The following is a 15589-nucleotide window of genomic DNA, read 5'->3' on the forward strand; positions in this document are numbered from 1 at the left end:
CGCCTCGCGCGCGGCCGATATCCCCGCGCGTTTCGCCCCGAGCGGGCACCGCGTGCCCACCCGGAACGACCGATCTTCGATTGTCGGATCAAGACGGCCGACGCGCGAGCGAACCCGCGCGCCGGCCATGTTCGCGATCAGACGCGGTAATAACGCTCGGCGCGGCGGGCGGCGTATTCGGCCGCTTCCTTGGGCGAGCGCTCGCCTGCGGCGGCCTGGGCGAACATATCGACGATGATATAGTCCGCCATTGCGGCCGCAGAGGCGTAGCTGAGGTCGCCCGAATAGCCGTTCCAGAGCATGTTCTTCACGCAGTCGCGGTACGGCGTCGACTTCGGGATCTCCGTCCACACCGCGTTGTTCGCGTAATCGGCGAGCGGATGGGAGATGTAGCCGGTGGCCGCGAGCTGCCAGGGCTCGTACTGCTCTTTCTCCCACATGAAGCGCAGATACTCTTTCGCCGCATTGGGATACTTGGAGTATTTGAACACCATCGCCTGGGTGAACAGGTGAAGTTCCGTCGGCTTGCCGACCGGGCCCACCGGCATCTCGGCGTGATAGGTGTCCTCGGCGATCGCCTGCATGGCCGGATCTTCCGAGTTCTTCGCCGCGTACCAGACGGAGATACCGTTGTTGGTCGCGCCGATGTCGCCCGCGAGATAGACCTTGTTGTTGTTCGGGTCGAGCCAGGACAGCGTGCCCGGAATGAAGCTCTGATAGAGCTCCTTCACATACTCGAGCGCGTCGACCGTCTCCTGGCTGTTGAGGACGACATTGTTGTCCTCGTCGACCATCTTGCCGCCGAAGCCCCACAGGATGGTGTGGGTCCAGCCGTTGGCGTCGCCGACGCCGTGGCCGAGCGCCATGCCCATCGGGTGGCCGTTGGCCTTCAGCTTCTTCGCGATGTCGAGGACTTCCTGATAGTCGGTCGGGAATTCCTCGTAACCGGCATCCTGGACCCACTTCTGGCGGTAGACCATGCGCGCGCCGGACGCACCGAGCGGCAGGCCGATCCACTCGCCATCACGCATCCCGTATTTCTGCGCCGCGTCGTACCAGCCGCCATATTTGTTGCCGAGATATTCGGCGAGGTCGGTCAGCGGGACCAGCTTGTCGGGATATTGGTGCGGGTCGTCGAACCAGCCGAGAATCACGTCGGGACCGGAGCCGACATTGGCCGCGACGGCGGCCTTCGGGCGGACGTCTTCCCAAGATTCGTTGTCGATGCGCACGGGCACGCCCGTCTGCTCGGTGAACTTCTTGGTGTTGGCGATCCACATATCCTCATCGCCCTGGACGAATTTCGACCAGCGCAGGAGACGCAGTTCTGCGCCGGGTTCGGGCTCGAAGGACATCGTGTCCTGAGCGAATGGGCGACGAACGCCCAACAATTGGCTCCCGGCAGCGCCCGCGGCCACGGCCGAGGATGTTTGCAAGAACCGACGTCTCGTAAAGCTCATGGTCTCCTCCCTCTGGGTGGCGGCCGGTCGTGATGCCGGCGCGCTCGTTCGTCCCGGACGAGCCGGGAACTCGTCAAAGCCGGCGACCGGTCTCCGCGTCGAAGACGTGGACGAGGTCGGTGCGCGGAGCGAGACTGATGGTCTCGCCCGGTCGGAAGGCATGGCGTTCGTCGAACATCGCGCAGACCTCGGCGTCGGCCATCTTCACGAAGGCGAGGGTGTAGGCCCCGGTCGGCTCGATGACGCTGACCTCGGCCGGCACGCCGCCGGCGCCGTTCGCCAGTTCGATGTGTTCGGGCCGGACGCCGTAGACGACCTTGTGCCCGTCCGCCGCCTGAAGTGTCTGCGGCACCGGAAGCCTCACCCCGTCGGCGGAGACGATGCGCGTTTCGCCGGCATCCCGTGCGACGCGCCCTTCGATGAAATTCATGGCCGGCGAACCGATAAAGCCTGCGACAAACATGTTGGCGGGATGGTCATAGAGTTCGAGCGGCGAGCCGATCTGCTCCACGATCCCGTCGTGCATGACGACGATGCGGTCGGCCATCGTCATCGCCTCGATCTGGTCGTGCGTGACGTAGACCGAGGTGGTTGTCAGGCGCTGATGGAGCGCCTTGATTTCCGTGCGCATCTGGACGCGCAATTTCGCGTCGAGGTTGGACAGCGGCTCGTCGAACAGGAAGACCTGCGGATCGCGCACGATCGCCCGTCCCATCGCCACGCGCTGACGTTGGCCGCCCGAAAGCTGGCGCGGATAACGCTCGAGATAGGCGCCGAGGCCGAGGATCTCGGCCGCTTCCTTCACCCGGCGCTCGATCTCGGCCGATTCGGCCTTCGCGAGCTTGAGGCTGAAGGCCATGTTGTCCTGGACGGTCATGTGCGGATAGAGCGCGTAGTTCTGGAAAACCATCGCGATATCGCGCTCTTTGGGCGGCACGAGATTCACGACTCGCTCACCGATGCTGATCTCGCCGCCGGTGATCTGTTCCAGCCCCGCGATCATTCTGAGAAGCGTGGATTTCCCACAGCCGGACGGGCCGACGAGAACCACGAACTCACCGTCGGAGATCGAGATGTCGACACCATGGATTACCTCCACGGAGCCGAAAGACTTGCGGACGTCGTGTATTCCGACGGACGCCATACGCGCCCTTCCTTCCCATTGTCCGGCTCACGGGTCCGGCACTCGCGTGTCTTTTGGGCATGCGCCATCGCTCGATGACCCACACCATCTGGTTGTCGGCATCAAACGCTGCGGGCCGACCAAGGTCAAGGCCTCGTATGAGAGGGGGAACCCACGGGACATGCGGATTTCCGGCGATATCCGGGCCGGAGAGGGGCCGCGGGAGACGTTGAAAAATGCTCTCAAGGGTGGTGTTTTAGGGCGGTGCAACGTCCGGATTTCTTGGAAAAATCGATGTTAAATTGTGCGATGCGGTAGGTTGCGTGCTTTGAATTTTGCACGCGAACATCGTGTCTGTGGAAAAATGACGATCGGCGCAGGGTGCGGGTGGTGCCTGAAAATGTTCTCAGACCCCCGGTCGCCGTGGAGTTTATTCTTTTGTGTATAAGGTTTTGTCGGATTCGATAAATAAAGCGGCCGTGCGATGGCGCGCGGCCGTGTCGTCGTCAGGTCGTTTTGCTTAAATGCGCCGCGTGAGTTGGGCGGCGGTCGTGCGGTGCAATATCGGACCGCGCGAGCCTCGTCCGGCCGGGAGGGCGCACACGGTGGCGCGCGATACTCCCGACGTGTCAGGCGCAAAGCCGGCTGCCGGAGGTCCCGTCGCCCGATCCGTCCGCGATCGCTTCGAGGCGGGCGCGATCGCGGATGATTACCACCCCGCTGCGCGGCAGATCGATGATGCCGGCGGTTCGGAGGCGGCTCATCGAGCGGCTCACCGTCTCGAGCGTCAGGCCGAGCGATTCGCCCATTTCAAGCCGAGTGAGGGGCAGGAGGATCGGCCGCTTCGCCCCGCCCGTGCTCTGCGCGAGCTCAAGGAGGAGCGCGGCGACACGGCCGAGCGCGGTGCGGTTGCCGAGAATGAGAAGCCGCTCGCGCGAGCGCGACAGCTCCTCCGTGCACACATTGAGGAGGCGGCGGGCGAGGCGCGGGTCATTGTCGATCGCCCGTTCGAGGGCGGCATAGGAGATCCGCCGCGCCCGCGTCGGTTCGATCGCGACCGCGCTGCATACATACCGCCGCCCACTTGAGAGGCCGACCAGCGCGCCTTGGGTGCGCAGGCCCAGGATCGTACGCCGACCGTCGATCGACGTGCGATAGATCATGGCCGCGCCGTCGATGATCTCGTAGAGCGCGACCGCATCGTCGCCTTCGTGGAGGAGGTGGCTTCGATCCGCGATGTCGACCGTGCTCGTTCCGTCCGCCGGCCACCATCGCGCGACGCCGGCGGTGCTTTCGGTGAACATGGCGCGCTCCTCTGTCGCGGGCTCGGGGACGCGCCGACCAGGCGGATCGGTCGAGGTCGGCCGGAACCATCACAATAAAAGTAACACCGATCTCGGTTGGAAAAAAATCGTTCACCCGGATCGGCGGACGAGCCGCCGGCATCGGCGCATCGTGCCCGGCAGGCTTGATTTCCATCAACGAAGAAAAGGCGAGGCTGGGCGAGAAAACCGTATCGTTCGCCTGGACGGGGGGCCGCGGTGCGCACCGATCACGATCTGAAAGCCGCAATCTTGAACGAGCTCGACAACGATCCAGCCGTCGAAATCAGCGATGTCGGGGTGACGGTCGTCGACGGCGCGGTCACCCTCGTCGGCGCGGTGCCGACCTATGTCGCGCAGCAGGCGGCGGAGGCGGCGGTCCTGCGCGTCGACGGCGTGCGCAGCGTTTCGGACGATCTCGTCGTCAAGCTGGCGGAGGAGGTCGTCACAGACGCGACGCTCGGCGAGCGCATCGCCCATATCCTCGCCGGTGATCCCGCCTTGAAGCACGAGGAGATGCAGGCGAGCGTCCGGGACGGCGCCGTCACCTTGATGGGCACGGCCACCACCGCGCACCAGCGCGAGACCGCCGAGCATCGCGTCGGGCGGCTCGCGGGCGTCCGCTCGATCCTCAATCGGATCGAGATCATGCCGCGCCCCAGCCCGGTCGACATCAAGCGCGAGATCGTCCGCGCGCTGCACCGATATGCCGACATCGAGGCGTCGCATATCGATGTCAGTGTCGAGGGCGGCACGGTCCGGCTCTTCGGCCGTGTCCACGCGCTCTACGAGAAAGATATCGTGAAGAAAGCCGTCTGGACCGCCCCTGGTGTCACCGCGATCGACGACCACATAGTGGTCGAATGACGAGGCGCCTCGTGAAAATTCTCTTGGGTTGAGTTGAGAGTTTTGCGCGCTCTATGGTAGCGATTCCCGAACGCCGCCCGACGGCTCCCGATCGAGCCGTCCGCGGCGATTGTCGATGCGATTGACGCGACCCGCTGCGTTTGGCCGTCGCCGGATGGAGGATCATCCGGCGCGCCACCGCCGGATGAGATGAAACCCGTGCGTCCGCTCTGGTCAGGAAGGGCCAAGCGTGACGTGCTTTTGAACAGAAAAGCCTCCGAGCCGTATTCTCGGAGACGTTCGCGATCACCCCGTCGGCACCGCGCCGTGCGGGGGCGTGGACGGAGTAGGGAGCACGATATGCGCTTCAAGGATCGTAGAGACGCCGGGCGGCGCCTCGCCTCAGCGTTGGCCGATTATGACCGGCCCGACGCCCTCGTCCTCGCATTGCCGCGCGGCGGGGTGCCGGTGGGCCGGGAAATCGCGCGCGCCATGCGTCTGCCGCTCGATCTGATGCTCGTGCGCAAGCTCGTCGTCCCCGGCGAGGACGATCTGGCGATGGGCGCGATCGCGCACAGCGATGTGATCGTCCTCAACGATTCGGTGATCGACGCCCACCAGGTTCCCGACCGCGTGATCGAAACCGTCACGGCGCGCGCCTGGCGGGAATTGGCCCGGCGCAACACGCTCTATCGCGGCGGTCGCCCTGCGCCCGACCTCAATGGTCGCCATGTCATCCTGGTGGATGACGGGGTCGCCACGGGGGCGGACATGCGCGCCGCGGTCGAATCGGTCGACCAGCAGGGCGCGGCGCATATCGTCGTCGCCGTTCCCGTCGCCTCCCACAGCGCGATCCTTCTGTTGCGCGAGGTGGCCGACGAGGTGATCACGCTGAGCGAGCCGCAACCCTTCCTCGACGTCAGCGACCATTATGACGACTTCACCCCCGTCCCGGATCAGGACGTGCGCGAGGTTGTCGAGGAGACGATGCTCGCCTCGCACTGAGGCGTAGGCCAGAGGCGCCGACGCCGCGAGGGCATGGCAACCGGCGTCCTTTCCCCGATTTGATCGATGCCAATCGGACGCCGGATGCGCTATGACCGGCGGTATGCGCTCGCGCCGCGAGCTGTGTGGATGCCGCCGGCTTTCGGCGCCGACCTCGAGGGGAGGCAGCGGGCCGCGCGGTGTCGCTCGTCGTCGCCTCCGAGGTCTTGTCTCCGTTGCCCAATCGCCGCCTCGCGCTCCTCTCCGCCGCGATCTTCTTTGAGAGCGGCATCTATCTTCCGTTCTTCTCGATCTGGCTGAACGCTCGCGCTCTCGACCCCGGCGAAATCGGCATCATTCTCGCTGCCCCGCTCATTGCCAAGATGCTGGCGAGCCCCGCGATCACCACGATCGCCGACCGGGTCGGTGCGATCGCCCCGGTGCTCTGGGGGGCGACGATCGTATTTGTCTTCGTCACTGTCGCGCTCGGCTTTGCCCACGGCTTCTGGCCGATCCTCGTCCTCGTCGTCGTGATGGGCTTGGCCAAGGGCCCCTTCGTGGCGCTCAGCGACGCGGTCACCTGGCGGCATTTGCGGCTGCGGCTCGATCCGGCCCTGCACGAGCATCGTTATGGGCGGATCCGACTATGGGGCTCGGTCGGGTTCATCGCGGCCAATCTCGTCGCCGGTCAATTTTTGGGGCTTTTCGATGCGGGGGCGCTGATCTGGTTGATCCTCGCGGCGGGCGTCGTCGCGTCCTTGTCGGCCTTCTCGCTCGTTCGCGTACCGGAGCGCGATGTCGGCGCCGTCAACGAGCCGGCGGTGCGCAGCGGGGCGATCGGGCCGATCGCCGTGCTGATCGCGGGAACGGCGATGATCCAGGCGACGCACGCGATGTATTATAGTTTCGGCAGTCTCCACTGGGCCGAGATCGGCTATTCCGGGGAGATGATCGGGGCGCTGTGGGCCGGCAGCGTCGTCGCCGAGGTGCTCTTCTTTCTCTATGCGCGGCCGATCGCGGTGCGGATCGGCGGGCCCTTCGCGCTCATTTCACTCGGAGCGGCGATGGCGATCGGGCGATGGGCCGCGATGTCGTTCGATCCCGGCATCGCCGTTCTCGTGCTTCTCCAGTTCACCCACGCGATCACCTTCGGCGCAACCCATCTCGGGGCGATGATGGCGATCGCTTATTATGCGCCGGCCGGGATGGAGGTGCGCGCGCAAGGCTGGCTCTCGGCGACGAGCGCCGCGATGATGGCGGGCTTCACCACCCTTTCGGGCCTCCTTTATGGGGCGCAGGGCGAGGCGACCTATTGGCTGATGGCAGCGCTCGCCGCCATCGGCCTCATCGTCGTCGCCCGCGCCCGGCGCATGGCGCTCGCGGGGTGAGGCGAGGGCCTCAGCCCGCGACTTCTTCGGCGGTCCGGCCGACGACGGCGCGATAGGTGTCGGCGTCGGTCGCCCCTTCGCTGCCGATCACGACAACCACCGACCCGGCATCCAGCCCGAGCGCCGCCTTGGCCGCCGGATCGAAGGTCGCGGCGATGAGGCCGGCGGTCGCCGCGCAACCCGATTCGCCGGCGACGAGCGGCAGATCGCCGTCGACGCCGTTCGCAAGGAGGCTCATTGCGGCGACGGCCGCATCGTCGGGGATCGCGATCGCATCGTCGAGCGCCGGGCCGAGGATGGGCCAGGCGGCCGGCGAGACTTCGCCCGCGGCAAGGCAGGCCATGAAGGTTTCGACATCGCCGGTCGCCGGGGTGAGGTGGCCCTGTGCGAGGGAGAGCGAAACGCAGTCCGCCTGAAAGGGCTCAACCGCGATGACGCGCGGGCGCGCGGCGCCGAACCGCTCCCAGAGCGGGCCGACGATCGCGGCCGCGAGCCCGCCGACAGCGGCCGGGGCGAAGACATGGGTCGGCGGCGTTCCGAGGGCGGTGAGGATCTCGTCCGTCATCACCGTATAACCCTGCATCACCAGCGACGGGACGCGATGGGAGCCGCCCGCGGAGGTGTCGGCGACGAGCTGCCAGCCATTCGTCTGCGCGTCGGCGGCGCACTGGTGGACCGACATGTCATAATTGCCGCGGACCCGGCGGATTTCGGCACCATAGCGGGCGATTTCGCGCTCGCGCGTCGCGCTGACATGCTCGTGCAGATAGATGACGCAGCGGCAGCCGAACATCTGCGCACCCCAGGCGACCGAGCGTCCATGATTGCCGTCGGTCGCGCACGCGACGGTGACGCCGCCGGCGATCGCCCGATGCTCGCCCGCCATGAGGTCCGCGGCGCTGGGGCGCGGTCCGGTCGCCGCGACGGCATCCTGCAGGATGACGAGAACGGCATAGGCTCCGCCGAGCGCCTTGAAGCTCTTGAGGCCGAAGCGCTGGCTCTCGTCTTTATAATGCACCGCGCCGACACCGGTTCGGGCGGCCAGACCCGGAAGGGCGACGAGCGGGGTCGGCCGATAATCCGGCCAGCTCGCGATCTCGCGCTTTGCGGCGGCAAGGCCCGTCTCGTTCAAGATGGCGGCCGCTTCGCCCCCATAGGCCCGGCCGCGATCGAGCGCGATATTGGGCTGGTGGCGCAGGGGAAAGCGTTCGATGGGCATCCGTCCTCGCATGGCGTCGTCGTGTCGGCGAAGAGTTAGCCCGTCTCCGCCCGTCGGCCAAGTCTCCGCCCGTCGGCCAAGTCGCCACAATCTCGGGGCCACATCGCAGCCTTGCAGCGAGGACGAGCGCGGGGCTCAAGCCTCGCGAATCGGTCCGCCGGGCCACGGCGCGCCGGTGAGAGAAAGGCCGAGCTCGGTTTCGAGGAGCCCCGTATAGGCCTCCGGCCGCACGACATAGGGAAAATGGCCGCCCCACAGGAAGCGATAGACTGTGGCGGGGGCGTGACGCGCGCGCACGCCGTTCCGGCGATCTTCGGATATTCGCGGGTCGTCGGCGCTTTCGATCGTCGCGACGCGCTCGGGCGGGATCGTGACCGGGCCGAGCGGCGGCGGATCCATCAGCGCACGCAGTCGCGTGCGAAGCTCGGCTTCGGGGATGCGGCCATCGACCTCGCCGAGGAGGAGGTCGACGAGGTCGGACTGATCGGGATGCGCCGTGCGCCAGGCCTCGAGCCGTGTGTGGAATGTCGCGCGCAACTCTGCGACCGGGCCATGATCGAGATCGAACGCGGCCGGGATGCGCGCCCGGCTCGCCTCCGTCGCGACCATCGTGTTGGCGGGGAGGAGCGTTTCGACGCGTTCGGGGTGCACGGATGCAAAATACTGGGCGAGATATCCGCCGAGCGAGGTGCCGAGCAGGCGCGCGCGTGAGATGCCGCGCTGGTCGAAAAGGGCGAGGAGATCGGCACTCCACTCGGCGATGCCGCCGGTGACCGGATAGGTCGGCACGAGGAGGCGGGCCCGATCTTCGAGCGCCTCGATCTGTTGCCAGAATATATCGGCCCGCCCGAGCGTTCCGGGAATGAGGACGAGCACCGGGCCGGCATCGCCCGCCTCGATGACGCCCCAGTCGCGCCCGTTCAGGCGAACCCGTTCCTCAGGGCAGCGCGCGGCGAACGCGTCGCGGCGCACAATTAAAGGGTTGGTCATTAAAGTGCCATGTGCAGAAATGGAGGTCGCGGGCGTGGCGAGAATGTGGGCCGGGCGAGACGCTCGATCATATCGCTTTATGCCGCGGCGTTAAGGTCGCGCCCGTGCGGTATGGGCAGCGCTCCGGCGATGCACCGCCTCGAGCGGCCATCGGGTGGCGGTCCCGATTTCCGTGCGAAAAGTATGATCTGATGCATATCTGTGCGTGTTGTTTTTGTGGCGAACAGTCACCGCGTGTGCAACCTGCACATCAAAACGCGCGGGTGGAGCGACGACAAGCATGTTGCAGTGCGAACTAGCACTTGCCAATTTTGAGTTCATGGTCAAAAGATGGGCATGTTGAACAGGAAATGCGTGATCTCTGTATGCTCGGTCCGACGATAGGCCCTGTCGCACTCGCGAACCGCGCGATCCTGGCGCCGATGTCGGGGATCAGCGATTGGCCGTTTCGCCAGATCGCGGCACGGTTTGGGGCCGGCCTCGTCGTCAGTGAGATGGTCGCGAGCGACCGGCTCCTCGCCAAGAAGACCGAAGCACGGCTTAAAATGGAAGGCGAGGGGCTGAAGGTCCACGCCGTCCAGCTCGCCGGCTGCCGGGCGGACGAGCTGGCCGAAGCCGCCCGTCTCGCCGAGGCCGCCGGCGCCGATATCATCGACATCAACATGGGCTGCCCCGCCAAGCGGGTCGTCGGCGGCTGGGCGGGATCGGCGCTGATGCGCAATGTCGACCATGCGACGTCGCTGATCGCGGCGACCGTGAAGGCGGTCGCGGTGCCTGTCACGGTGAAGATGCGGCTCGGCTTCGATCAATCGATGCGCAATGCGCCGGAACTGTCGCGCCGGGCCGAGGCGGAGGGGGCGCAGCTCGTCACCATCCATGGGCGGACGCGGTGCCAGCGTTATAAGGGCGTCGCGGACTGGTCGGCGATCCGCGCCGTCAAGGACGCCGTGTCGATCCCGGTGGTCGGCAATGGCGACGTGACCGACCTTGCCACCGCCCGCACGATGCTCGCCCAGTCCGGGGCGGACGGGGTGATGATCGGCCGCGCGGCGCTCGGCGCCCCATGGCTGCCGGGGCTCGTCGGCGCGGCGCTCGCCGGTGCCGAGCCGCCCGAGGGGATCCCGGCGACGCCGGCCGCGCTCGCCGCCCTCGCGCTCGATCATCACGAGCGTCTCCTCGTGCACCAGGGCGTCGAGCTCGGCGTGCGATGTGCGCGCAAGCACACGGCCGCCTATGCGGCGCACCTTGCCAACGTGCCGCCTTCGCTCGTCCGCGCCGCGCTCACCGCGCAAAACCCACAGGACGCGCGGCGCACCATGTTGGCGATGTTCGCCGCGGCGGACGGCCTCCTCGGCGATCGCGCCGCAATCGCCCCCCGATCCACAACCAGCTTCGCGGAGGCCGCATGACCGCGCCGATGCGCCGGGTGACATCCTCGGCGATCCTCAACGCGCTTCCCCACGCCGTTCTCGTCCTCAACGGCGAAGACGACATCATCGCGGCGAACGATGCCGCTCAGGCCTTTTTCGGCGCCTCGCTTTCCCATCTGCGCAAGCGGCCCTTGTCGGCGTTCGTGCCGTTCGGCAGCCCGCTCCTCACCTTGCCCTCCAAGGTGCGCCAGGAAGAGGCGGGTATGGTCGAATATCGGGTGGACCTCTCCTCGCCGCGTCTCGGCACCGGCCAGATCGTCGACATCCACGCGATCCCCTTGCCGGAGGATCCGACCATCGTCGTCCTGACGCTCGACCCGCCGTCGATGGCGGAGAAGATCGACCGGGCGCTCACCTCCCGCAGCGCCGCGCGCTCGGTCTCGGGCCTTGCGGCGATGCTGGCCCACGAAATCCGCAATCCGCTGTCGGGCATCCGCGGCGCCGCGCAGCTCATCGAGCCGACGCTCGAGGAGGACGACCGCGCGCTCGCCCGCCTGATCACCGCCGAGACGGACCGGATCGTGAAGCTCGTCGACCGCATGGAGGTGTTCGGCGATGCCCGGCCCGTCCAGCGCGCACCCGTCAACATCCATGACGTGCTCGACCATGTGGAGCGTCTCGCCCGGTCGGGGTTCGCCCGCGGGATCGAGATCCGCAAGCATTATGATCCGTCACTGCCGCCGGTCCACGCCAATCGGGACCAGCTCGTTCAGGTCTTCCTGAACCTCGTGAAGAACGCGGCCGAAGCGGTCGGGGCGACGGGGGGCTCGATCACGCTGACGACGGCGTTTCGCCCCGGCATGCGCGTCGCCGCGCCGGGCTCGCCCCACAAGGTCAGCCTGCCGCTGGAGTTTTGCGTGAAGGATGACGGCCCCGGCGTGCCGGAGGATCTCGTGCCGCATCTCTTCGAGCCGTTCGTGACGACGAAAACAAACGGAACTGGCCTCGGTCTTGCCCTCGTGGCGAAGATCGTGGGCGACCATGGTGGGGTCATCGAGATCGACTCCAACGCGGGAACCACGGTGCGTGTGTTGATGCCGGCCTATCAAACCGGCAGTACCCAAGGAGACGCAGAATCATGACAGGCACGATCCTGGTTGCGGATGATGACGGCGCGATCCGCACGGTGCTGAACCAGGCTCTGTCCCGCGCTGGGTTCGACGTGCGCTGTACATCCAACGCCGCGACCCTGTGGAACTGGATCGACCAGGGGGACGGCGACCTCGTCATCACCGACGTGATCATGCCGGACGAGAACGCCTTCGAGCTTCTCCCCCGCGTCAAGCGCCGCCGCCCCGATCTTCCGGTGGTGGTGATCAGCGCGCAGAACACCTTCATGACCGCGATCCGCGCTTCAGAGCGCGGCGCTTACGAATATCTGCCGAAGCCCTTCGACCTCAAAGAGCTCATCAATGTCGTCGGACGGGCCTTGTCGGAGCCGCGCGCCAAGCCGGTCGATCGTGCGGGCGATGCGATGGAGCCGATGCCGCTGGTCGGCCGCTCCGCCGCGATGCAGGACATCTACCGCGTCCTCGCGCGATTGATGCAGACCGACCTCACGGTGCTGATCCACGGCGAATCGGGCACCGGCAAAGAGCTCGTCGCCCGCGCGCTCCACGACTATGGCAAGCGCCGCAAAGGCCCGTTCGTCGCGATCAACATGGCGGCGATCCCGAAGGATCTCATCGAAGCCGAGCTGTTCGGTTACGAAAAGGGCGCCTTCACCGGCGCGACCAGCCGGCATTCCGGCCGCTTCGAGCAAGCCGAAGGCGGTACGCTCTTCCTCGACGAGATCGGCGACATGCCGATGGAGGCGCAGACGCGGCTCCTGCGCGTCCTCCAGGAGGGCGAGTATACGACCGTCGGCGGCCGCTCGCCGATCCGCACCAATGTGAGGATCGTCGCCGCGACCAACCGGGATCTGCGGCAGTGGATCGGGCAGGGGCTTTTCCGCGAGGATCTCTATTTCCGCCTCAACGTCGTTCCCCTTCGCCTGCCACCGCTGCGTGAGCGCAAGGAGGATATCGCCGATCTCGCCCGGCACTTCTTCGCCGCCTGCGAGTCCGAGGGGCTTCCCCCCAAGCGGCTCGACACCGACGCCGTGGCGGCGCTTCAGGCGCATCGCTGGTCGGGCAATGTGCGCGAGCTCGAAAATCTCGTCCGCCGCCTCGCCGCGCTCTATCCAGAGGACGTGATCACCGCAGCCCATATCGAGCACGAGCTCGATGATGGCCCGGCCACCGCCACACCGGCGTCGCCGGCAGGCGGCATGAGCGAGTCGCTGCAAGAGGCGGTCGAGCGGCACCTCAACGACTATTTCGCCGAGTTCGGGCCGTCCCTGCCGCCGCCGGGCCTTTATCACCGCATCATGCGCGAGGTGGAGTATCCGCTGGTGAGCGCCGCCCTCGCGGCGACGCGCGGCAATCAGATCAAGGCGGCTGAGCTTCTCGGCGTCAACCGCAACACCCTGCGCAAGAAGATCCGCGATCTCGACGTGCGGATGATGCGCGGCGTGCGCTGAGCAAAAATCGACGCCGCCGGCAACCGGCGGCTCGCCTCGCGCGTTGTTAAGCACGATCGGCTCGGTGGGGACGGGCGCGGTCATCGGGTGTGGATGCACGCGATGGCGACGGTTCGATTGGTTATCCGGCTCCGTAAGGATCCATCACCACAAGGAATGGATCTTTCGGGCGTTTCCTTCGTTAGTGAAACAAACGAAGGAGTGACCCTATGGCCGATCTGATCCGCATTTTGTGTGCGATTTTCCTGCCGCCGCTCGGCGTCTTCCTGCAGGTGGGGCTGACGCTGCAGTTCTTCATCAACATCTTGTTGACGCTGCTCGGCTTCTTCCCCGGCATGATCCATGCGCTCTGGATCATCGCGCGGCGCTGAGACGGGGGCCGGCAAAGGCGGCGGATCATTCCGCCGCCGCCTCTCTCATCACGTGATCATCCGATCACGTGGTCACCACAGGGGCTATAAAGCCCGCGGGCGTTCAGAACCGCACGAGGAAAGCGCGGTTCGCCCGGTTACGGCGTCAGCCGCCGTTTAGCGTGCTGGTGTTGCCACCCGTGTCGCACCCGATCTGACCGCCGCAACGTCCCACGGACGTATAGTCGGCCGAGGACACGGCGAGGGCGACGGGGCCCACCAAAATCACGCCCAGGACCGCCACCGCGGTTAATGCACCCAGCGCACGTTGCATCACATTCTCCGTTCGCTGACCGTACCCTTCGCAGAAGCTCGTGCGTCGGATCAAGTCGTCTTCGGCCCATTGGCATAGGCCGCGCATATTGAGGTGCGCCTTTGTCCCTCATTCTGAAGGGGGGTGCGAGGGGGCACGTGGAGTTGGCGTTTCCGGCCCCTTGTGGCCTTCGCTCAAATTCTATGGAATGGCCGGATCGCAAGGCTGGCCGTGCGTTGCCATGACCAGCATCACGCTGTACGGCAAGCGGCATGGAACCGCTTTATCTCTACGACACCCGCACCCGCGCCAAAGTGGCGTTCACGCCGGCCGATCCTGCCAATGTGCGACTGTATGTCTGCGGTCCGACCGTTTACGACCTCGCCCATATCGGCAACGCGCGGCCGATCCTCGTCTTCGACGTGCTCTTCCGTCTCCTGCGGGCGCGCTATGGCGAGACGGCCGTCACCTACGTCCGCAACATCACCGACGTCGACGACAAGATCAACGCGCGCGCGGCCGAGCGCGGCATCTCGATCCGCGAGCTCACCGAGACGACGCTCGCCGACTTCCATGCCGATATCGGCCAGCTCGATATCCTGCCCGTCACGTTCGAACCGCGAGCGACCGAGAATATCGACGAGATGACGGCGATGATCGACCGCCTCGTCGACAAGGGGCACGCCTATGTGGCGGCCGACCACGTCCTCTTTTCCGTCGCCTCGATGGACACTTATGGGAGCCTCTCAAAGCGCTCCGTCGACGACATGATGGCGGGCGCCCGCGTCGACGTCGCGCCCTATAAGCGCGATCCGATGGATTTCGTGCTGTGGAAGCCCTCGAAGCCCGGCGAGCCCGGATGGCCGAGCCCGGCTGGCATTGCGGTCGACGGCCGGCCCGGCTGGCACATCGAGTGCTCGGCGATGGCCGCGCGCTATCTCGGCGAGACGTTCGATATCCATGGTGGCGGCATCGATCTCGCCTTTCCCCACCACGAGAATGAGCGCGCCCAATCGTGCTGCGCCTTCGGGGTCGAGGAGATGGCCTCGGTCTGGATGCACAACGGCTTCCTCCAGGTGGAGGGGCGCAAGATGGCGAAGTCGGAAGGCAACTTCATCACCATCCGCGACGCGCTGCGCACGATCGACGGCGACACGCTGCGTCTTGCGATGCTGATGACGCATTATCGCCAGCCGATCGACTGGACGGAGCGCCGCGTCGCCGAGGCGCGCGGCCTCCTCGCGAGCTGGGCGGAGACCGCCGCCGGGCTGCCAAACGGGGCGGTCGACGCCGTGGCGCTCGCTGCGTTGGAGGACGATCTCAACACGCCCGCGGTGGTGGCGCGCCTGTCGGAACTGCAGCGCGCGAAATCGCCCGATCTCGGCGCGACGGCGCGGCTGATCGGCATCGATCTCGGCCGCATCGCCGCGCGCGGGGCGGCTGAAGCAGCGGCGAAGACCGCGGCCTTGTCGGTCGATGTCGACGCCATGATCGCCGAACGCCTCGCCGCCCGCGCGGCCAAGCGCTTCGACGAGGCGGACCGGATCCGCGACGCGCTTCTCGCCGAAGGGATCGTGTTGAAGGACGGTAAGGACGCCACCGGCGCCCCGGTGACGACCTGGTCGTTCACCGGGTGAGCGAGC

General features: G+C 66.5%; 14 protein-coding genes. 8 read left to right on the forward strand and 6 right to left on the reverse strand.

The window, feature by feature from the left end; translation table 11 throughout:
* Positions 1-137: 137 nt before the first annotated feature.
* The 3 genes from L1787_RS16845 to L1787_RS16855 form a co-directional block, all read right to left on the reverse strand.
* Positions 138-1460: an ABC transporter substrate-binding protein gene (locus L1787_RS16845; protein WP_235710099.1), complete on the reverse strand. Its 1323-nt coding sequence runs from the start codon at positions 1458-1460 to the stop codon at positions 138-140.
* 73 nt (positions 1461-1533) lie between these two features.
* Complete coding sequence (locus L1787_RS16850; protein ID WP_235710101.1) at positions 1534-2604, reverse strand: ABC transporter ATP-binding protein; 1071 nt, start codon at positions 2602-2604, stop codon at positions 1534-1536.
* A gap of 608 nt (positions 2605-3212) precedes the next feature.
* Complete coding sequence (locus L1787_RS16855; RefSeq protein ID WP_235710103.1) at positions 3213-3887, reverse strand: Crp/Fnr family transcriptional regulator; 675 nt, start codon at positions 3885-3887, stop codon at positions 3213-3215.
* A gap of 237 nt (positions 3888-4124) precedes the next feature.
* On the opposite strand from L1787_RS16855, the gene L1787_RS16860 reads away from it, so the two are divergent.
* The 3 genes from L1787_RS16860 (at position 4125) to L1787_RS16870 (ending at position 7123) form a co-directional block, all read left to right on the forward strand.
* The gene (locus L1787_RS16860) at positions 4125-4772 is read left to right on the forward strand and encodes a BON domain-containing protein (protein WP_235710105.1); all 648 of its coding nucleotides are present in this window, start codon (positions 4125-4127) and stop codon (positions 4770-4772) included.
* A gap of 339 nt (positions 4773-5111) precedes the next feature.
* The gene (locus L1787_RS16865; protein ID WP_235710107.1) at positions 5112-5756 is read left to right on the forward strand and encodes a phosphoribosyltransferase; all 645 of its coding nucleotides are present in this window, start codon (positions 5112-5114) and stop codon (positions 5754-5756) included.
* 179 nt (positions 5757-5935) lie between these two features.
* A complete protein-coding gene (locus L1787_RS16870; RefSeq protein ID WP_235710109.1) occupies positions 5936-7123 on the forward strand; it encodes an MFS transporter in 1188 nt (395 codons plus the stop codon).
* 10 nt (positions 7124-7133) lie between these two features.
* Here the strand turns inward: L1787_RS16870 and L1787_RS16875 are convergent, their stop codons facing one another.
* Positions 7134-8342, reverse strand: coding sequence for a diaminopropionate ammonia-lyase (locus tag L1787_RS16875; protein WP_235710111.1), 1209 nt, complete (start codon positions 8340-8342; stop codon positions 7134-7136).
* A 135-nt stretch (positions 8343-8477) separates the two neighbouring features.
* A complete protein-coding gene (locus L1787_RS16880) occupies positions 8478-9332 on the reverse strand; it encodes an alpha/beta fold hydrolase (RefSeq protein WP_235710113.1) in 855 nt (284 codons plus the stop codon).
* 350 nt (positions 9333-9682) lie between these two features.
* Here L1787_RS16880 and dusB point away from each other — a divergent pair, with 350 nt between their 5' ends.
* The 4 genes from dusB to L1787_RS16900 all read left to right on the forward strand — a co-directional run bounded on the left by dusB (position 9683) and on the right by L1787_RS16900 (position 13654).
* Entirely contained in the window at positions 9683-10741 is a 1059-nt protein-coding gene (gene dusB, locus L1787_RS16885; RefSeq protein WP_235710115.1) for a tRNA dihydrouridine synthase DusB, read from the forward strand.
* Positions 10738-11844 carry a two-component system sensor histidine kinase NtrB gene (locus L1787_RS16890; protein WP_235710117.1) on the forward strand — a complete coding sequence of 369 codons (1107 nt, stop codon included), beginning with the start codon at positions 10738-10740 and terminating at the stop codon, positions 11842-11844. The genes dusB and L1787_RS16890 overlap by 4 nt, the downstream gene beginning before the upstream one ends.
* Positions 11838-13283 (forward strand): nitrogen regulation protein NR(I), encoded by a 1446-nt coding sequence (gene ntrC, locus L1787_RS16895; protein ID WP_235710474.1) that lies wholly within the window; start codon positions 11838-11840, stop codon positions 13281-13283. Before L1787_RS16890 ends, ntrC begins: the two co-directional genes overlap by 7 nt.
* 209 nt (positions 13284-13492) lie before the next feature.
* Positions 13493-13654 carry a YqaE/Pmp3 family membrane protein gene (locus L1787_RS16900; RefSeq protein WP_235710119.1) on the forward strand — a complete coding sequence of 54 codons (162 nt, stop codon included), beginning with the start codon at positions 13493-13495 and terminating at the stop codon, positions 13652-13654.
* A 145-nt stretch (positions 13655-13799) separates the two neighbouring features.
* Here L1787_RS16900 and L1787_RS16905 read toward each other — a convergent pair whose 3' ends face one another.
* Positions 13800-13967 carry a hypothetical protein gene (locus L1787_RS16905; protein ID WP_235710121.1) on the reverse strand — a complete coding sequence of 56 codons (168 nt, stop codon included), beginning with the start codon at positions 13965-13967 and terminating at the stop codon, positions 13800-13802.
* Between the two features lie 251 nt (positions 13968-14218).
* On the opposite strand from L1787_RS16905, the gene cysS reads away from it, so the two are divergent.
* Entirely contained in the window at positions 14219-15583 is a 1365-nt protein-coding gene (gene cysS / locus L1787_RS16910; protein WP_235710123.1) for a cysteine--tRNA ligase, read from the forward strand.
* The last annotated feature ends 6 nt before the right edge of the window (positions 15584-15589 follow it).

The organism is Acuticoccus kalidii, assembly GCF_021556395.1.
Lineage (GTDB): Bacteria > Pseudomonadota > Alphaproteobacteria > Rhizobiales > Amorphaceae > Acuticoccus > Acuticoccus kalidii.

Excerpts from the sequence above, each read along its gene's own strand:
- L1787_RS16865 (WP_235710107.1), top strand. The coding sequence starts at position 5,112 with ATGCGCTTCAAGGATCGTAGAGACGCCGGGCGGCGCCTCGCCTCAGCG.
- dusB (WP_235710115.1), top strand. The coding sequence starts at position 9,683 with ATGCGTGATCTCTGTATGCTCGGTCCGACGATAGGCCCTGTCGCACTC.
- L1787_RS16875 (WP_235710111.1), bottom strand. The coding sequence starts at position 8,342 with ATGCCCATCGAACGCTTTCCCCTGCGCCACCAGCCCAATATCGCGCTC.
- L1787_RS16845 (WP_235710099.1), bottom strand. The coding sequence starts at position 1,460 with ATGAGCTTTACGAGACGTCGGTTCTTGCAAACATCCTCGGCCGTGGCC.
- L1787_RS16905 (WP_235710121.1), bottom strand. The coding sequence starts at position 13,967 with ATGCAACGTGCGCTGGGTGCATTAACCGCGGTGGCGGTCCTGGGCGTG.
- cysS (WP_235710123.1), top strand. The coding sequence starts at position 14,219 with ATGGAACCGCTTTATCTCTACGACACCCGCACCCGCGCCAAAGTGGCG.
- L1787_RS16890 (WP_235710117.1), top strand. The coding sequence starts at position 10,738 with ATGACCGCGCCGATGCGCCGGGTGACATCCTCGGCGATCCTCAACGCG.
- L1787_RS16900 (WP_235710119.1), top strand. The coding sequence starts at position 13,493 with ATGGCCGATCTGATCCGCATTTTGTGTGCGATTTTCCTGCCGCCGCTC.
- L1787_RS16880 (WP_235710113.1), bottom strand. The coding sequence starts at position 9,332 with ATGACCAACCCTTTAATTGTGCGCCGCGACGCGTTCGCCGCGCGCTGC.
- L1787_RS16855 (WP_235710103.1), bottom strand. The coding sequence starts at position 3,887 with ATGTTCACCGAAAGCACCGCCGGCGTCGCGCGATGGTGGCCGGCGGAC.
- L1787_RS16850 (WP_235710101.1), bottom strand. The coding sequence starts at position 2,604 with ATGGCGTCCGTCGGAATACACGACGTCCGCAAGTCTTTCGGCTCCGTG.